The organism is Mesorhizobium sp. P2_E10 (genome assembly GCF_056404235.1).
The window spans coordinates 399,595-416,880 of the sequence record NZ_JBFUEK010000002.1; the positions used below are offsets into that span (position 1 = coordinate 399,595).

The 17,286-nt window shown below is 62.1% G+C and carries 13 protein-coding genes; 7 read left to right on the forward strand and 6 right to left on the reverse strand.

The annotated features are described in order from the left end of the window. The first annotated feature begins 248 nt into the window (after nt 1-248). Nucleotides 249-2,930: an EAL domain-containing protein gene (locus tag AC1D0N_RS06730; protein WP_477242652.1), complete on the forward strand. Its 2,682-nt coding sequence runs from the start codon at nt 249-251 to the stop codon at nt 2,928-2,930. Between the two features lie 72 nt (nt 2,931-3,002). On the opposite strand, the gene AC1D0N_RS06735 is transcribed toward AC1D0N_RS06730, so the two are convergent. Continuing rightward, nucleotides 3,003-3,521, reverse strand: coding sequence for a CAP domain-containing protein (locus AC1D0N_RS06735; RefSeq protein ID WP_477242653.1), 519 nt, complete (start codon nt 3,519-3,521; stop codon nt 3,003-3,005). A 96-nt stretch (nt 3,522-3,617) separates the two neighbouring features. Here AC1D0N_RS06735 and AC1D0N_RS06740 point away from each other — a divergent pair, with 96 nt between their 5' ends. Next, on the forward strand, nt 3,618-4,016 hold the full coding sequence (locus AC1D0N_RS06740; protein ID WP_477242654.1) for a VOC family protein: 399 nt from the start codon (nt 3,618-3,620) through the stop codon (nt 4,014-4,016). A gap of 44 nt (nt 4,017-4,060) precedes the next feature. Here the strand turns inward: AC1D0N_RS06740 and AC1D0N_RS06745 are convergent, their stop codons facing one another. The 3 genes from AC1D0N_RS06745 to AC1D0N_RS06755 all read right to left on the reverse strand — a co-directional run bounded on the left by AC1D0N_RS06745 (nt 4,061) and on the right by AC1D0N_RS06755 (nt 8,832). Further along, entirely contained in the window at nt 4,061-4,693 is a 633-nt protein-coding gene (locus AC1D0N_RS06745; RefSeq protein ID WP_477242655.1) for a LysE family translocator, read from the reverse strand. Between the two features lie 95 nt (nt 4,694-4,788). Continuing rightward, nucleotides 4,789-6,750: a TadE/TadG family type IV pilus assembly protein gene (locus AC1D0N_RS06750; RefSeq protein WP_477242656.1), complete on the reverse strand. Its 1,962-nt coding sequence runs from the start codon at nt 6,748-6,750 to the stop codon at nt 4,789-4,791. Between the two features lie 201 nt (nt 6,751-6,951). Beyond that, nucleotides 6,952-8,832, reverse strand: coding sequence for a pilus assembly protein TadG-related protein (locus tag AC1D0N_RS06755; protein ID WP_477242657.1), 1,881 nt, complete (start codon nt 8,830-8,832; stop codon nt 6,952-6,954). 273 nt (nt 8,833-9,105) lie between these two features. On the opposite strand from AC1D0N_RS06755, the gene AC1D0N_RS06760 reads away from it, so the two are divergent. Together AC1D0N_RS06760 and AC1D0N_RS06765 are read left to right on the forward strand one after the other, a co-directional pair. Continuing rightward, nucleotides 9,106-9,966, forward strand: a complete 861-nt coding sequence (locus AC1D0N_RS06760) for a TIGR01459 family HAD-type hydrolase (RefSeq protein ID WP_477242658.1) — start codon at nt 9,106-9,108, stop codon at nt 9,964-9,966. A 26-nt stretch (nt 9,967-9,992) separates the two neighbouring features. After that, the gene (locus tag AC1D0N_RS06765; RefSeq protein ID WP_477242659.1) at nt 9,993-10,967 is read left to right on the forward strand and encodes a bifunctional riboflavin kinase/FAD synthetase; all 975 of its coding nucleotides are present in this window, start codon (nt 9,993-9,995) and stop codon (nt 10,965-10,967) included. A 12-nt stretch (nt 10,968-10,979) separates the two neighbouring features. Here the strand turns inward: AC1D0N_RS06765 and AC1D0N_RS06770 are convergent, their stop codons facing one another. Further along, nucleotides 10,980-11,534 (reverse strand): HdeD family acid-resistance protein, encoded by a 555-nt coding sequence (locus AC1D0N_RS06770; RefSeq protein ID WP_477242660.1) that lies wholly within the window; start codon nt 11,532-11,534, stop codon nt 10,980-10,982. 232 nt (nt 11,535-11,766) lie between these two features. Between AC1D0N_RS06770 and AC1D0N_RS06775 the strand changes: the two genes are divergently transcribed. From AC1D0N_RS06775 to AC1D0N_RS06785, 3 genes are all read left to right on the forward strand, one after another. After that, nucleotides 11,767-12,555, forward strand: a complete 789-nt coding sequence (locus AC1D0N_RS06775) for a MipA/OmpV family protein (RefSeq protein WP_477242661.1) — start codon at nt 11,767-11,769, stop codon at nt 12,553-12,555. A 293-nt stretch (nt 12,556-12,848) separates the two neighbouring features. Continuing rightward, on the forward strand, nt 12,849-15,812 hold the full coding sequence (ileS, locus tag AC1D0N_RS06780) for an isoleucine--tRNA ligase (protein ID WP_477242662.1): 2,964 nt from the start codon (nt 12,849-12,851) through the stop codon (nt 15,810-15,812). Nucleotides 15,813-16,003: 191 nt separating this feature from the next. Next, nucleotides 16,004-16,684, forward strand: coding sequence for a hypothetical protein (locus tag AC1D0N_RS06785; RefSeq protein WP_477242663.1), 681 nt, complete (start codon nt 16,004-16,006; stop codon nt 16,682-16,684). A 67-nt stretch (nt 16,685-16,751) separates the two neighbouring features. Here the strand turns inward: AC1D0N_RS06785 and AC1D0N_RS06790 are convergent, their stop codons facing one another. Further along, entirely contained in the window at nt 16,752-17,204 is a 453-nt protein-coding gene (locus AC1D0N_RS06790; protein ID WP_477243108.1) for a nucleoside deaminase, read from the reverse strand. Nucleotides 17,205-17,286 lie beyond the last annotated feature (82 nt).

Genomic DNA, 17,286 nt, shown 5'->3' on the forward strand with positions numbered 1-17,286 from the left:
TGCAGACATGTAAGGCCGAGGCGCTTGCTGGGATGATCGCCAAACTCTCCAGATGTCGAAGAATATCGATTCTGTTACGCCAATAGCAGATTGAAGACGGCTTTTGCTGGAGTCAACCAGCTGCCGTCGCTTCTGACTTCGATCCAGTTTATCTGCTATTAGTACATAAGTAACACTATGAACCGACTGTCGGATGGCAGGAGAGGGAATTTTGCTTTGTTCCAGGCGCCAAACTGGAGGAGGTCTGTTTGGTCACCAAGTCATCCAGGAAACCCGCCGATGCGCCGCAGCCCGCCAGTCTGGCCACCCTGGCGAAACTCGCGGCTGCCTCCAACGACACACTCGAGCGTGAGCTTCGGGCTGCGATCGCAACGCTCGAAGGACAGGCGCTGCGATTCGAGACGGTGGTCGACAATATTTCGCAAGGCATCTGTTTTTTCGATGCCAATGAACGGCTGATCCTGAGCAACCGTCGCTATGCGGAAATCTACCGCATTGCGCCCGAGGAATTACGGCCCGGCGTGACGCTGAGCGAAATCGTCGAACGCCGCGTCGTCGCCGGCACCGCGGCGCTGGATGCCGACACCTATCTCGCAACGGCCCGGTCGCACAATTCGGGCAAGGCTTCGCGGCTCTGGACCGCCAAACTTGCCGATGGGCGGACAATCCAGATCCGCAACCAGCCGATGCCTGACGGCAGTTGGGTGGCCACGCATGAGGACATTACCGAACTCACCCTCAATCGCCAGATCGTCGACGAGCGCATCTCGCTCCAGGCGCTGATCGACTGGGTGCCCGACTATCTTTGGGTCAAGGACACCGAAAGCCGTTTCGTCGTGGTCAACAGCGCCCTTGCCACCGACAGTGGCCACGACAAGACCAGCGACATGATCGGGTTGACCGATTTTGACCTCCATCCTGCGGAGGTTGCGGAGAAATTTCGCCAGATCGAGGAGAGGGTCCTGCGCAGCGGCCAACCGATGATCGACGCGGAAGAGTTTGTCGTCGATGCGTCGGGCGCCGGCAAGTGGCTTTCGTCGACGAAGGTGCCGTTGCGCAATCGTCAAAATGAGATCTTCGGCCTGGTTGGCATCGCCCATGACATCACGGCCCGCAAGCAGGCGGATGTCCTTCGCAACGGGCAGGCAAACATCCTCGAAATGATCGCCACGAGCGCCCCGCTGGAGGACGTGCTCGACCGTCTCATGCGCTTCGTCGAGGCCCAGCTAAAGGGGATATTCGGTTCCGTCCTGCTGCTCGACAAGGACGGCATCCATTTGCGCCACGGTGCGGCGCCGAGCCTGGCGAAAGCCTATACGAGCGTCATTGACGGGGTCGCTATCGGTCCCAAGGTGGGATCCTGTGGAACCGCCATCTACCGGCGGGAGCCAGTCATTGTCACCGATATCCAGCAAGATCCGCTCTGGGAGGACTACCGTGAACTGGTGGCGCCCCACGGCTATCGTTCGTGCTGGTCGACCCCGATCCTGTCCCACCAGGGCGTCGTCCTGGGCGCCTTTGCCATGTATTCGAAGACTGTGCGTGAACCGGTCGAGGCCGAGACCCGCCTGATAGAATTCACGACGCACATCGCCGGGATCGCGATCGAGCGCAAACTGGCTGAAGATCAAATCCACTTCATGGCCAACCATGACGTGCTGACCGGGCTTCCCAACCGCGGCTTGCTGGAGGACCGGCTCTCGCAAGCGGTCCTGTATGCGCAACGATACGACCGCTGGGTGACGGTGGTGTTCATCGATCTGGACAATTTCAAACTGGTGAACGACACGCTTGGCCACAATGCCGGCGACGAACTGCTGAAGACCCTCGCCAGTCGCATGGTTGAATGCGTAAAGGTGACCGATACCGTGGTGCGGCTTGGCGGCGACGAATTTGTCATAGTTCTGTTCGACCAGCCCGCCAACATCGATCTTGTTTCGGAGGCGCTGCAAACGATACGGGACGCGATTGCCGAGCCGGTTCATATCGGAGAGCATCGCCTGAGAACGACGGCCAGTATCGGCATCGCAAACTATCCCAAGGATGGGTCGAGCCCGGACACGCTGCTCGCCAATGCCGATGCAGCCATGTATCGCGCGAAAGAAATCGGCCGCGATAATTTCCAGTTTTACGCTCCCGAATTCAACTCGAGGGCTCATGAAAAACTCCTGCTCCAGGATGAATTGCGAAACGCGCTCGCGCGTTCGGAATTTACCCTGCACTATCAGCCGCAAGTCGATCTCCGATCAGGGCGGGTCGTCGCCGTCGAAGCGTTGATACGCTGGAACCATCCGACGCGCGGCATGGTAGCGCCGCTGACGTTCATTCCGACTGCCGAGGAGACAGGCTTGATTGTGCCGATCGGCGACTGGGTTCTTCACGAGGCCTGTCGGCAGAACAAGGCATGGCAGCACGCTGGCCTGCCGCCCGTGACCGTCTGCGTGAATGTGTCGGCGAGACAGTTCCGGGAGAAGAACCTGATCAGCCGTGTCGTCAACGCTTTGAAGGAAAGCGGTCTGGAGGCCAGATATCTCGAACTGGAAGTGACCGAAAGCCTTATCATGCAGGATTTCGACGTGGCGGTCGCCACCATGAACGGGCTGCAAAGGCTGGGCGTTCAGATTTCGATCGACGATTTCGGCACTGGTTATTCCAGCCTCAGTGCGCTCAAGACCTTTCCGGTGCAACGGCTGAAGATCGACAAGTCTTTCATAAACGATCTCGCCACCGACGAGGACGACCAGGCTGTCACCAGCGCCGTGATCTCATTGGGTCAGAAGCTCAATCTGAGAGTCCTTGCCGAAGGCGTTGAAACGGATGAGCAGGTCGCCTTCCTGCGCCGGAACAATTGCGACGAAATGCAAGGCCATCTTTTCAGCAAACCGGTCCCGGCGCAGGGCATCGAGAAATTGCTCCAGCGCCGGGATTGACGGACTGGCCAACCGGCGGTCGCCGACGATCTGCCGCGCAACGCGACGAACATCGCCGCCGCTTGCTTGCTGCTATTTTCCCAGCACAAGGCTCCAATAGCGGATGGCACTGTCGCGGCCGTCCCTGACATAGGCGAGGCCAAAGCGGGTGAAGCGCGGGTCGAGCATATTGCGGCGGTGGCCGGCCGAATGCATCCAGATGTCGAATAGCTTTTGCTGGTCGAAGCGGCCCTCGGCGATGTTTTCGGCAGCTGCGCCGGAAATGCCATTGTCTTTGACACGCGAGGCAAAGTCCTTGCCCCAGCCGGTGGTGTGGCTCATGCGCCGCCGCCGCGCCATGAAGCTGGCCTGCTGCAGCGCCGCCTGTTCGAGCTGGTGATCGGGGACAAGCGGTCCGAGCCCTGCGGAAGCGCGGATGCTGGCCAGCGTGCCGGCGGCCGACGACGAGGCGCCGGCGCCTTCGCCGGTGGGCAGCGAAACGGTGCTGCAAGCGGCAAGCCCGGCCAGTGCGGCAAGGCCGGCGCCTTTCAGCAGCATGCGCCTGTTCAAGTTCGATGGGGCTTGGTGATTGTCGATTTTCGCAAGGGTCATGCCCGCCTGAGATAATGGCGATCATGGCTTTTGCCGGGCAGGGCAGCGAAAATCGCCACATCCAGGCCGATTCGAAAAACACCATGAGGTCAAAAAGTGCTGCATCACGTCTCCTTCGGCGTTTCCCATATCGGGCGCGCGGCAGCCTTCTACGACGCGGCTCTTGCGCCGCTCGGCTATATCAGGGTCTGGGAAGACCTCGAACCTGGCGAACCCGACCAGGCCGTCGGTTACGGGCCTCCCGGCGGCGGCGACAAGCTGGCGATCAAATTGCGCCCGAAAGGCCAGCGTCCGCCCGGTCCCGGTTTTCACCTGGCCTTCGCCGCCCCTGACCGTGGAAGCATCGCGCAATTCCATGTCGCCGCGCTTGCCCATGGCGGTCGCGACAACGGTGCACCCGGCCTGCGGCCCGACTACGGTCCGCATTACTATGCCGCCTTCGTTGTCGACCCGGACGGCCATCACATCGAGGCGGTTTTCAATTTGCCGGAGTAGTCGTGGTTACGACTAGGCAGCCGTGTCGAGATCGGCTTCCTGGGTCAGCGCTGCGCGTCGGTCGCCATCTTGAGCGCAAGTGCGGTAAGCACCGTGCCCATCATCCAGCGCTGGATCACCAGCCACAGCGGCCGTCCCGCCAGGAAGGTGGCGATAGAGCCGGCCGTCACCGCGATGATGGCGTTGACGGTGAGGCTGATCGTGATCTGCGTGGCGCCGAGCACCAGCAATTGCGACAGCACATGGCCCTTGTCGAGGCTGATGAACTGCGGCAGCAGCGACAGATAGAGCACCGCCACTTTCGGGTTGAGCAGGTTGGTCATCAGGCCCATGGCAAACAGCTTGCGCGGCCTGTCCTTCGGCAGCTCGCGCACCTGGAACGGCGAGCGTCCGCCCGGCCTCACCGCTTGCCAGGCGAGCCACAGCAAATAGAGCGCACCGGCAAAGCGCAGCGCGTCATAGGCGAAGGGCACGGCGAGCAGCAGCGCGGTGATGCCGAATGCCGCCGACAGCACGTAGAAGAGAAAACCGAGCGCCACGCCGCTGAGCGAGATCAGGCCGGCCTTCGGTCCCTGCGACAGCGAGCGTGAGATCAGGTAGATCATGTTGGGACCAGGCGTCAGCACCATGCCGAGGCAGACCAGCGCGAAGGCGAGATGGTTGGCGGTTTCAGGCATGGTGGTCTCCGGGAAGCGTTCGATCTTTGCCTCGCGCGACACCGACGCACAAGAGCTTGGCCGGGCCGACCGTTGCGCCAGTGTCGAAAATTGCCTCAGCTCACCACGCGAAGGTTCGACAACTCGTTGGCGATTTCCTTGAAATTGTCCGACAGCGTTGCACCCGTTGCGTTCCAGAACAGCTTGGCCGGCTTGCTCGGGTCGGTCGGGTCCTTGCGGAAGCGCGAGTCCGACGAGCACGTCTTCAGCGCGTCGATCGCCTTCTTGTCGCTGGCATCCGTGGTCGACAGGTCCAGCGCCACGGTCATCACCATGATGTTGGCTGCCTTGGCGTTGTTGCACAGCGTCGCCATCTGGTCGTTGAGCGCGGTAGTGTAGTTGCTGGACGAATAGTTGAACTGGCCGACGGCGCTCGACGTGCCGCCGAACAGGCGGGTGACCGCGCCGCCATTGTAGCCGAGGCCGGTATAGCCGTAGGCGGCATAGGTCGACTTGTTGCCGGCCGGGTCACTGCTCACCGTCGAATAGGTGTTCTCGCCATCGGTGAGCACGATGACCACCTTGTCGTTGCCGCGTTCCGTCTCCGGACGTCCCTCGGTGAAGGGCTCGGTGCTGGAGACGGTGCGCCACCCCCAGGCCAGACCTTCCGGCACATTGGTGTTGCCGTTGGGCGTCATCAGGTCGATTGCGGCCTTGATCTTGGTCAGCCCTGCGGCATCGGTGACGTCGGTCAGCGGAGTGATCGGCGTGGTGGTGCAGCTGTAATTGGGGCCGGCGCCCTTGGCCAGCACCGGCGCATCGATCGGCCGCGGCTGGAAATATTTGGCCATGTTGGATTGCCGCGTCTTGCCGGTGGTGCTTGTCGGGTCGTCGTTCCACCAGCTGTTTGCCGCGCCATAGGTTACAGGGTTCGCCTCGTCCGGATCCTGGGTCAGCTTCCAGTGATTGCCGGGCTCGTCGGGTGCGAACATAGGCACGAACATCGTTGCCGGATCGCCGACGCCGATGCCGCCGTTGTTGGGCCCGCCGGATGCCGGCGCGTCGTTGACATTGTAGGGATAAGGCCGGTCCTCGACGCAGCCCTGCCAGCTGGCGAATGGGCCATACGTGTCGGTGTAGTCGTATTCCTTGTGACTGGTCTTGCAGGTGTGGTTGGAACGGTAGACGTCGCAGACGACGCGCTCGCTGCCGGCGATCCGCTCGTGGCTGGTGACGACCTTCATGTCGCGATAGAGCGAGAACCGGGTCAGCATCTGGCCTTCCTCGGTGCCCCAGCCAGTGCCCTTCTTGTACCAGATGCCATTGATTTTCTGGGCATATTTGTTGGCGGCGTTCAGCGTCGACCAGTCGAAATTCTCGTTGTGGATTGGCGACAGCCCATAGGCGTCGATCCAGGACGCGTTGTCGTTCGCCGGCCCGACATTGACCGAGGCAGCGAAGGGCACCAGGCTGAACTGGACCGGCTTGTCGATCTGCTTGATCATCGCCGCCTGCACGGCCAGCGTGTCGACCAATTGCTTGGCGGCCTGCTTGAGAAGGTCGATGCGCTTTTGTCCCGAACCGGTGCCAGGCGTCGTCATCGAGCCCGAATTGTCCAGCACCATGGCGACTTCCAGGGTGTTCTTCAGCCGGACTTGCGAGCAAACGGAATAGTCGATCTCGCCGGAGGATTTGCCGACCAGCATCGCCGCTGCCGGCAGGAAATAGGGATCATACACCAGGGCGGCGCACAGCTTGAGAATGCCACCGCCAGTGGTGGTGGTCGGCAGCGTGACGCTGAGCGTGGTTTTGGCAGGATCGACTTTGTCGAGATTGGCTCTGAAGAAGTCGAGCGCGTAGGCTTTCAACTGATCCTCGGTGGCACCCTGGACCAGGCGACGCGCTGTGGCGAAATTGGCAGCGTCGAGCGCGTTCACCACCGACTGCTTCTGGTTGGACATTTCCGTGTAGTCGACGGCCATCGCCACGGCGCCCATCAGCGGCACCATGGCAAATGCGGTCACGAGTGCATAGTTGCCGCGCCGGTCACGGAAGAATTGACGCCAGAATTCACGCATGTCTGTAAGCGGCCCCGCCTGCGTATTCTCAATCCGGCCAGAGTCTCACAAAACGCTGAAGGACGGGTTTGGGAAACCTGTCGATTGCGCGATCGGCATTTCATCAAAAGCTAACCAAGCGCGTCGGCACGCCTTGAACAGACGCCCCAAACAAAGCGCCCCGCCGAAGGCGGGGCGTGTCGTTTCGAAAAGTTCAAAAGATCAGCTGACGATGCGAAGGTTCGACAGTTCGTCGGCGATTTCCTTGAAACTCTGCGACAAGGTGGCGCCGGTCGCGTTCCAGTAGAGTTTCGCAGGTGTCTTGCCGGTCGGATCTGTCGGATCCTTGCGGAAGCGCGAATCCGAGGAGCATTTCTTGAGCGCGTCGATGGCAGTCTTTTCCGCCGGCTTGGTGGTAACCAGGTCGAGCGAGACGGTCATCAAGAGAATGTTCGCATTCTTCGCATTGGCACAAAGCGTTTGCATTTGCTGGTCAAGTGCGGCTGTGTAGTTGGCGTCCGTATAAGTTGTCTTGGGAACGGTTGTATTCACGAACATGCGGGTCGCAGGCTCCGCCACCTTCGGAAAATTCGGACCGGTATAACCGTAAGCGGCGTAAGTCGATCCGTCCTTGGCATAGCTGGTCATGTCGTTGCTGGGGCCGATGCTGTAGGTGTTGGCGCCGTCGGTCAGCACGATGACCACTTTGTCGTTGCCCTTTTCGGTGTTCGGTCGGCCTTCCGTGAAAGGCTCGTTGCTCGACACCGTCCGCCAGCCCCAGGCCAGCCCTTCCGGCACGTTGGTGTTGCCGGTCGGCGCCATCGCGGCGATGGCGTTCGTGATGGTTGTCTTGCCTGCCGTGGTCGTTACGTCCTGCAACGGCGTGATCGCGGCGGTCGTGCATGCTGCATTGGGTCCATCATCGCTGGCAGCGGCCGCTGCGTCCCAAGGCTTTGTCAGGAAATACTTTCGCATGTCCGCCTGGCGCTTGGGCACGGTCAGCGTGTCTAGAGAATCGATCCACCAATTGTTGGTGTAACCCCACGACGTGGTGGCGGTGCGAGTGCTATCGGTCCAGAAATTGCCGGCTTCGTCCGGCGCGAACATCGGCACGAACATGGTGGCGGGTGTGCCTGTGGTCGGCGATGTATCGTCGTCATTGTAGGGATACGGCCTTGCCTCCACACAGCCCTTCCAGGCTTCATACGCGGCGGTTACAGAGGTCTTGCAAGTGTTGCCTTGCTTTTTCGTACAGGTCGTGGCCAGCATATCCTTGTAAAGGCTGAAGCGGGTCATCGGCTTGTCTTTGTCCGTGCCCCAGCCCGTGCCCCGCTGGTAGTACATGGTGCCCACTTTTTCGATGTATTTGGTTGCATTGGCTGCCGCTGTCATCGTCGACCAATCGAAGTTCTCATGATGGACCGGCGAAATGCCGGTCGTGTCCATCCAGGTCGCGTCCTTGTTGGCTGCGCCGACATTGACTGACGCCGAAAACGGCACCAGGGAAAACTGCATCGGCTTGGTGACCTGCTTCATCTGTGCGGCCTGGAGCGCCATCGTATTGACAAGTTCGGTCGCGGCCTGCTTGAGCAGGTCTATTCGCGGTTGGCCGGTACCGGAGCCGTTGGTGCTCATCGAGCCGGAATTGTCGAGTACGAGAGAGACTTCCAGCGTGTTCTTGAGGCGGACCTCCGAACAAGCCGACAGGTTGACATTCTCGGCAGTCCTTCCGATCAGCATGGCGGCCGCCGGCAGGAAATAGGGGTGGTACTGCAAAGCGGCGCACAGCTTCAGCGTGCCGCCACCTGTGTTGCTGCTGGGCAGCGTGACGGTCAGCAGGGTATTCGCCGGCTTGACATGCCCGAGATTGACCTCGAAGAAAGTCTTGGCGAAGGCCTTGACGACGGTGTCGCTCTTGCCCGCGACGATCTGCTGTGCGGTGGCGATGCCTGCGGCATCCAGTGCGTTCAACGTATCCTGCTTTTGCCGCAGCAACTCCGAATAGTCGACGGCGAGCGCCACGGCACCCATCAGCGGCACCATGGCGATTACGGTCATCAATGCGTAGTTGCCACGCCTGTCACTTCCGAATTTCCGGATCATGTCGTCAGAACCCCTGCCCAAACCCCAGTTGTCGGCAGGACGATGCCACAAATCGTTAAATTTCGAGTTTCTGAAATGCTTTCAAGATCACGCCATCCATTCAACGCTCATTAACCACGCGGTCGGCGGCGGCGAATATTGCTGCCCAGTGCAAGGGTCGTCACATCGCCTGGCAAAAGCTGGTGACAGGATGAGGCGCTTCGGCTAATGCGGACCGGCTGCGGCGGACCGTCGGCGGCGGCTCCTGCAACGATCATCTTTTTGGGAAACGGCATGGCGCATACGCCCGACATCATCGGCTCGCTCGCGGATCTGTCGGATTCCTATAGTGCCATCCTCTGCGATGTCTGGGGCGTGGTTCACAATGGCGAACGGCATTTTCCGGCGGCGGCCCTGGCCTTGGAAACCGCGCGCGCGGCCAAACTGCCTGTCGTGCTGATCACCAATTCGCCGCGCCGCAGCGCAGACGTGGTGGCGCAGATGAACGCCATCGGCGTTCCGCCTGCGGCCTATGACCGGGTCGTCACCTCCGGCGACGTCACTCGCGATCTGATTGCCGAGGGTCCGCGCCAGATTTTCCATATCGGTGCCGACCGCGATTTCACGCTCTATGACGGTCTTGACGTCGAACTCGTCGAGGAGTTCGAGGCATCCGGCATCGTCTGCACCGGGCTGTTCGATGACGAGGTGGAAAAACCGGAGGACTACGCCGAGCTTCTGCGGCGGCTGCGGGCCAGGAACCTGCCTTTCATCTGTGCCAATCCCGATATCATGGTGGAGCGCGGCGAGCGGATGATCTGGTGCGCGGGGGCCTTGGCCCGCGACTATGCCCGGCTTGGCGGGCGCACGCTGATCGCCGGAAAACCTTATGCACCGGTCTATGACGTCGCGCTGAAAGAGGTCGCCGGCCTTCTCGGCCGCACGGTCGAGCGCGGCCGAGTGCTGGCCATCGGCGACGGCATGATGACCGACGTCAAGGGCGCCGCCGACAATGGCTTCGACGTGCTCTACGTGTCGGGCGGCGTCCATGCCCGCGACTATGGCGACCCGCTGCAGCCGGATCCGGCGCGACTCCAGGCCTTTCTGGAAAAGCACGGCTACCGGCCGGTCGCGGTTATTCCGAGACTGCGATAGGGTCGCGCCATGACGGAAGCCTCGAAATGACGGACCGCATTTCCGCAATCTCGCCGCTGCCCGCCCAACTGCGTGGCGGCGTTGTCGCGATTGGCAATTTCGACGGCGTTCATCGCGGCCATCAGGCCGTGCTCGAACGCGCGCTCACTGAGGCGGCGCGGCGCGGCGCACCCGCGCTGGTGCTGAGCTTCGAGCCGCACCCGCGCAAGGTGTTCAGACCCGATATGCCGCTGTTCGTGCTGACGCCGCCGCCGATGAAGGCGCGGCTGTTGTCGCAGCTGGGTTTTGCAGCCCTGGTCGAACAGCCGTTCACGCGCGACTTCGCTTCCCTGTCGGCAGAGGCTTTCGTCACCGACGTGCTGGAAAAAAACCTCGGCATCACGCATGCCGTCACCGGTTTCGATTTCCATTTCGGCAAGGACAGGCAGGGCGGTCCGGCTTTTCTGATGGCGGCAGGCGAGCGCCACGGTTTTGGCGTCACCCTTGTCGACGCCTTTCGCGACGAGGGGGCCGAAGTGGTGTCGTCGAGCCGCATCCGCGCGCTGCTTTGCGCGGGAGAGGTGGCCGAGGCCGCCGGCCTGCTTGGCTACCGCTTCACCGTCGAGGGCGAGGTGATCGGCGGCCAGCAGCTGGGCCGGACGCTGGGCTTTCCCACCGCCAACATGAGACTTTCGCCGGAAGCGACTCTGAAGGAAGGGATTTATGCCGTCCGCTTCCGCCGCGCCGACGGCACGCTGTATGACGGCGTTGCCAGTTTTGGCCGCCGTCCAACCGTCGACGACAATGGCGCGCCGCTGCTGGAAACCTTCGTCTTCGACTTTTCCGGCGATCTCTATGGCGAGATTTGCGCGGTGTCGTTCTTCGGTTTCCTGCGCTCGGAGGTGAAGTTCGACGGGCTGGATGCGCTGGTCGCGCAGATGAAGCGTGACGAGGCCGAGGCGAGGGCGCTGCTCGCCGGTGTCAGCCCGCTGTCGGAGCTGGATCGCGCTATCGCTTTCTGAGCTTCCGGCCGCCTACCTCTTCAAGGCCAGTCCAACGGCGATGAAAGTCCAGCCCTGGAAGATCAGATCGACGGCCAGGAACAGCCCGAGCACCCACAGGCTGTTGACCGGCCAGCCCATGGCGATGGTCAGGCCCGCCAGCACGCTGATCAGGCCGGCCGCGACGACCCAGCTCCAACCATTGGCCGGCCGGTGGCTGTAGCCGACCCAGGCTCGGAGCGCGCCTGATGCGACAAGCGCCACCGCCAGCAGGAAGGTCAGCACCGCTGACGCCAGCAGCGGATTGTCGAAGGCGAAGAACCCTGCGACGGCATAGAGCAGGCCGCTGAGCAGCCAGTAGAAGAAGCGGCCCCAGGTCTTGACGCCGAAGGCATGAATAATCTCGATGATGCCGGCCATCAGCATCAGCCAGCCGACGACATAGACCGAGGCGACTGTGGCGATGAACAGATTGCCGAAGGCAATGCCGCCGAAAATGAGCAGCAGCACGCCGAGCGCAACGAACCACCCCCATTTGTCTCGTGTCTGGCCGATCGCGTCCTTCAATGCATCGCCGCGCAGGGTCATTGCCGCATCTCCTCCAGTCTCGCTTTAGCATAGAAGAACGTCTGGCATTTGCCGGCCACGAGGTTAGTACCGGTGGTGGCGCGCGTCCAGCCGAGGGCGACACCCTGCAAGGACAACAAACCGTGCTCCCCTGTCACGGATTTAAATCAAATTTTACCAAACGGCCGTCAAAGCTGTGGCCGTTGCGCGGCTGTGTTGTGTTAGTGGAGTGACCATGAGTCCGGTCGGAAAAATGTCTGCGGTCTTGGCGGCCGTCATGCTGGGCGCGCCCGCTGCCGCCGAGGCCGGTGAGGGCACCTTCGGCTGGCTGTCCGGCGACTGGTATCTAACGGTTGGCGCCACCGGCCTCGTCGCGCCGAATTTCGAGGGCGGCAAGCAGTATATGCTCAGTGCCTCGCCGATCATCTCGCTTGGCAAGGCCGGTCCCACCGCACGCTTTGTCTCGCGCAACGACAACATCTCGCTGGCGCTGGTCGACGATGGCGGTGTCCGCGCCGGCCTGACCGGCAAATTCCTGTTTTCCCGCAGCAGCGACGATGAGCTGAAGGGCCTCGACCCGGTGCGCTGGGGCGGCGAGGTCGGTGGCTTCTTCGAATTCTATCCGACGGACTGGCTGCGCGCTCGCGCCGAACTGCGCCACGGCATCCGTGCCCACAACGGTTTCGTCGCCGACATCGCCGCCGACGCCTTCTATGATGTGACGCCAAATGTCAGGATTTCGGGCGGCCCGCGCGTTTCCTTCGCCTCTTCAGGCTATTTCGACGCCTATTATGGCGTCAATGCGCAGGAGGCGGTGGCCTCGGGCCTCAGCGAATACCATCCCGGTGGCGGCCTGAAATCGACAGGCCTTGGCGGCGCCATAACCTGGAAGGTAACCGAACCGATGACGGCCAGCCTGTTTGGCGAATATTCCCGCCTGATGGGCCCGGCCGCCGATTCAAGCCTGGTCAAGGAGCGCGGCGGCCGCAACCAGTTCATGATCGGTGTGTCGACCACCTATCGCTTCGACTTCACGATGTAGCTGAATCAAACGAGAGACGCTTTATTCCTGCGGCTTTCTCCGCTAAAAGCCCTGCCATGACGAGCTTTTCGCGCCTTTGCGCGCTGACGATACGAATTACGAGCCCGGTGTTCCGGGCGGCCTGAGCGCCGCTGGAGCCGCCGGGGATCTTGCGCGTGCCTCTCGCGCTTTTTCCAAATGATCGACGCCTATCGCCCAAAAGTGGGTCCGGTTTTGGGAAGCCGATATGCGTCAAAGCGAAGATTTCAACGCCCGAGCTTCTACGCCCGCCGGGCAATGCACATGGCAGACCAATGACCGACACAACCGATACGATCGACTATTCCAAGACGCTTTATCTGCCGCAGACGGATTTCCCGATGCGCGCCGGCTTGCCGGAAAAGGAACCGCTGCTGGTCAAGCGCTGGCAGGACATGGACCTTTACCGCAAGCTGCGCGAAAGCTCGGCCGGCCGTGAAAAATACGTGCTGCATGACGGCCCGCCCTACGCCAATGGCAACATCCATATCGGCCATGCGCTGAACAAGATCCTCAAGGACGTTATCACCCGCTCGTTCCAGATGCGCGGCTACGATTCCAACTATGTGCCCGGCTGGGACTGCCACGGCCTGCCGATCGAATGGAAGATCGAGGAACAATACCGCGCCAAGGGCAAGAACAAGGACGAGGTGCCGGTCAACGAGTTCCGCCAGGAATGCCGCGAATTCGCTGCCCACTGGATCTCGGTGCAGGGCGGCGAGTTCCAGCGGCTCGGCGTAGTCGGCGACTTCAAGAACCCCTATACGACGATGGCTTTTCATGCCGAGGCGCGCATCGCTGGCGAATTGCTGAAATTCGCCATGTCGGGCCAGCTCTATCGCGGCTCCAAGCCGGTGATGTGGAGTGTCGTCGAGCGCACCGCGCTGGCCGAGGCCGAGGTCGAGTACCAGGACTATGAGAGTGACACGATCTGGGTGAAGTTTCCGGTTGCCAGCCTTGAGGCTGGGCAGCCGGCACGGGATCCAAAGCTGACCGAGACGTCGCTGGACCTGCTGGAAGCTCATGTCGTCATCTGGACGACGACGCCCTGGACCATCCCCGGCAACCGCGCGGTCAGCTATTCGCCGCGTATCGGCTATGGTCTTTATGAGGTCACCGCGGTCGAGAACGCCTTCGGGCCGCAGCCGGGCGAGAAGCTGATCTTCGCCGATGCGCTGGCGGAAGACTCTTCGGCCAAGGCCAAGGTCACCTTGAATCGTCTTCACAGCGTTTCGGCCGAACAGCTTGCAAGTCTTACGCTTTCGCATCCGTTCAAAGGCTTCGGCGGCGGCTATGAATTCCCGGTGCCGATGGTTGCCGGTGATCATGTCACCGACGATGCCGGCACCGGCTTCGTTCACACCGCGCCCAGCCACGGTCGCGAGGATTTCGATGCCTGGACGGATGCCGCCAACGAGCTTCGCCAGCGCGGCATCGACACAGCGATCCCGTTTCCGGTCGACGATGGCGGCTTCTTCACCAAGGACGCGCCGGGTTTCGGCCCGGACCGCGAGGGTGGGCCAGCGCGCGTCATCGACGACAATGGCAAGAAGGGCAATGCCAACCAGGCGGTCATCGACGAATTGATCAAGCGCAATGCGCTGTTCGCGCGTGGCCGGCTGAAGCATTCCTATCCGCATTCGTGGCGCTCGAAAAAGCCGATCATCTTCCGCAACACGCCGCAGTGGTTCGTCTATATGGACAAGGATCTCGGCGACGGCACGACGTTGCGCAGCCGCGCGCTGAAGGCGATCGATGACACCCGCTTCGTGCCGGCGGCGGGCCAGAACCGTATCCGCGCCATGATCGAGGAGCGCCCCGACTGGGTGCTGTCGCGCCAGCGCGCCTGGGGCGTGCCGATCGCCGTCTTCGCCGATGCCGACGGCAATGTGCTGAAGGACGAGGCGGTCAACCAGCGCATCATGGACGCTTTTGAGAAAGAAGGCGCCGACGCCTGGTTCGCGGCCGGCGCCAAGGAGCGTTTCCTCGGCAATCACGACGCCTCCAAATGGAAGCAGGTGATGGACATCCTCGACGTCTGGTTCGATTCGGGCTCGACCCATGTCTTCACGCTGGAGGACCGTCCCGACCTGAAATGGCCGGCTGACGTCTATATGGAAGGTTCCGACCAGCATCGTGGCTGGTTCCACTCCTCGCTGCTCGAAAGCTGCGGCACCAGGGGCAGGGCGCCCTACGAAACCGTCGTCACCCATGGCTTCACCATGGATGAAGAGGGACGAAAGATGTCGAAGTCGCTCGGCAACACCGTCGTGCCGCAGGACGTCATCAAGCAGTCCGGCGCCGATATCCTGCGCCTGTGGGTGGTGACGACCGACTATTGGGAAGACCAGCGGCTCGGCAAGAACGTGCTGCAGACCAATATCGACGCCTACCGCAAGCTCAGGAACACCATCCGCTGGATGCTGGGCACGCTCGCCCATGACGATGGCGAGGAGGTGCCGCTGGACAAGATGCCGGAGCTGGAGCGGCTGATGCTGCACCGGCTGGCCGAGCTCGATGAGATCGTGCGATCGGGCTACGATGCCTTCGAGTTCAAGCGCGTCACCCGCACCCTGCTCGACTTCATGGTGGTCGAACTGTCGGCCTTCTATTTCGACATCCGCAAGGACGCACTCTACTGCGACGCACCGTCGAGCGTGAAGCGCAAGGCCTCGGTGCAGGTGGTGCGCCATCTGTTCGACTGCCTGGTGAAGTGGCTGGCGCCGATGCTGCCCTTTACCATGGAAGAGGCCTGGCTCGACCGTCACCCGGACGCTGTGTCGCTGCATCTCGACCAGTTTCCGGAAATCCCGGCGGACTGGAAGAACGAGGCGCTGGCGGAAAAATGGCGCAAGGTGCGGCAGGTTCGCCGTGTCGTCACCGGCGCGCTCGAGATCGCCCGCGCCCAGAAGGTGATCGGCTCGTCGCTGGAAGCCGTGCCGGTGGTCACGCTGGACGATGCCGCGCTCGAAGCAGCGATCTCGGATGTCGACATGGCCGAGATGGCGATCACCAGTGATCTGGTCATCGCCCACGGCAACGCGCCTGCCGGCGCCTTCACCCTGGACGACGTCAAGGGCATAGCGGTCGTGATCAAGAAGGCGCAGGACCGGGGCCTGGCGAAATGCGCGCGCTCGTGGCGCTACACAGCCGATGTCGGACAGGACATGGAATTTCCCGATGTTTCGGCCCGGGATGCCGCTGTCCTGCACGAGTTGAAGGCGCTCGGGCGGCTTTGAAACGGTGCACAAGTGCCACGGCGAGGGGCTGACAATCTCCCGCGCGTTGCCCTTAACGAGTGGTTGAGGTAAACACGCGAAACTCCGGACGACAAATTGTCGCCGGATTTCCGTCGCAAGAGCATGGGCGATGGGGACCGGACCTTTGGCCGGTGGCGATCGAGAGGCTGTCTAGAGTGGGACTTTTTGGCATGACCGAGAGAACTTACGCGCGCGTTGCGCTGCTGGCGCCGCTTGTCGCATCAGGGCTCGCTCTGTCCGGCTGCATGGGCTCGCCCACCTACGGCACCGACAAGACCGCCGGTGAACAGTTGGCGGGCGATCTCTCCAGCGCCTTTTCGATCGCGCCGAAGCACAAGGAACGGATCGACTACAAGCCGCGTCCCGAACTGGTGAAGCCGGCGCTGGGACAGAAGGAAGTGCTGCCGCCGCCGCAGGACAGCATCGAGACGGCGAGCGCCGAATGGCCCGAATCGCCCGAGCAACGCCGCGCCCGCCTGCGTGCCGACGCCACCGCGCATCAGGACGATCCTGCCTACCAGTCGCAGATCGTCGATGATGTGCAGACCGACCCGGAATCGATCAAGAAGGCGATGGCGGATTCGGGTTCGAGCCATCCGCCACGCTGGTCGCCGGCTGACTCGGACAAGGGTCGCGCCGCCGAAATCCAGCGCCGCATGATAGAAAGCAAGCAGGGCGATCCGACCAAGCGCAAATATCTGAGCGAGCCGCCGGTGCAGTACCGTGTCGCCGCCGACACGGCGCCGCAGGACCAGCTCGGCGAGGACGAATACAAGAAGGAACGCCGCCTCAAGAAGGAGGCAGCCGCCAAGAGCAAGAGCGGCGGCATGTTCGACTGGCTGCCCTGGTAAGCAGCCCATCTCCGCGCCGCATGTTCCCTAAGACATGCAAAGAACGCCGTAACCCTTTGATATCTAGCTAAGGTTCGCGTCGCTCCCGGAAAAAATCCTTCAGCAGCAGGGCCGCATCATGCTCGGCCATGCCCGGATAGATGTCGGGTGCGTGATGGCACGTGGGTGACGTGAAGAAGCGCACGCCGTTGACCACCGCGCCGCCCTTCTCGTCGGCGGCGCCGAAATAGAGCCGGCGCAGCCTGGCGAAGGAAATGGCACCGGCGCACATGGCGCAGGGCTCCAGCGTCACATAGAGGTCGTGCCCGGTCAGCCGCTCGGCTGAGAGCTTCTGGCAAGCCTCGCGGATCGCCAGCATCTCGGCATGTGCGGTCGGATCGGCAAACTCGCGGGTGCGATTGCCGGCTTTTGCCACCACCGTGCTGCCGCTGGCAATGACGGCGCCGACCGGCACTTCGCCGCGCAAGGCGGCGGCTTCGGCTTCTTGCAACGCCAGCGCCATGAAATCCGGCCGCTTCACGCGGGTTTCCATCCCGATTATCTCCTCGCCACTCAGGCGTGATCCTGTTATTGAGCGCATAACCTCGAAAATCGGACTCGGT

What these genes read in the sequence shown, in the direction of transcription:
- AC1D0N_RS06735 (WP_477242653.1), bottom strand. Translation starts at nt 3,521, where the DNA reads ATGACCCTTGCGAAAATCGACAATCACCAAGCCCCATCGAACTTGAAC.
- AC1D0N_RS06745 (WP_477242655.1), bottom strand. Translation starts at nt 4,693, where the DNA reads ATGCCTGAAACCGCCAACCATCTCGCCTTCGCGCTGGTCTGCCTCGGC.
- AC1D0N_RS06750 (WP_477242656.1), bottom strand. Translation starts at nt 6,750, where the DNA reads ATGCGTGAATTCTGGCGTCAATTCTTCCGTGACCGGCGCGGCAACTAT.
- AC1D0N_RS06755 (WP_477242657.1), bottom strand. Translation starts at nt 8,832, where the DNA reads ATGATCCGGAAATTCGGAAGTGACAGGCGTGGCAACTACGCATTGATG.
- AC1D0N_RS06760 (WP_477242658.1), top strand. Translation starts at nt 9,106, where the DNA reads ATGGCGCATACGCCCGACATCATCGGCTCGCTCGCGGATCTGTCGGAT.
- AC1D0N_RS06765 (WP_477242659.1), top strand. Translation starts at nt 9,993, where the DNA reads ATGACGGACCGCATTTCCGCAATCTCGCCGCTGCCCGCCCAACTGCGT.
- AC1D0N_RS06770 (WP_477242660.1), bottom strand. Translation starts at nt 11,534, where the DNA reads ATGACCCTGCGCGGCGATGCATTGAAGGACGCGATCGGCCAGACACGA.
- AC1D0N_RS06775 (WP_477242661.1), top strand. Translation starts at nt 11,767, where the DNA reads ATGTCTGCGGTCTTGGCGGCCGTCATGCTGGGCGCGCCCGCTGCCGCC.
- ileS (WP_477242662.1), top strand. Translation starts at nt 12,849, where the DNA reads ATGACCGACACAACCGATACGATCGACTATTCCAAGACGCTTTATCTG.
- AC1D0N_RS06785 (WP_477242663.1), top strand. Translation starts at nt 16,004, where the DNA reads ATGACCGAGAGAACTTACGCGCGCGTTGCGCTGCTGGCGCCGCTTGTC.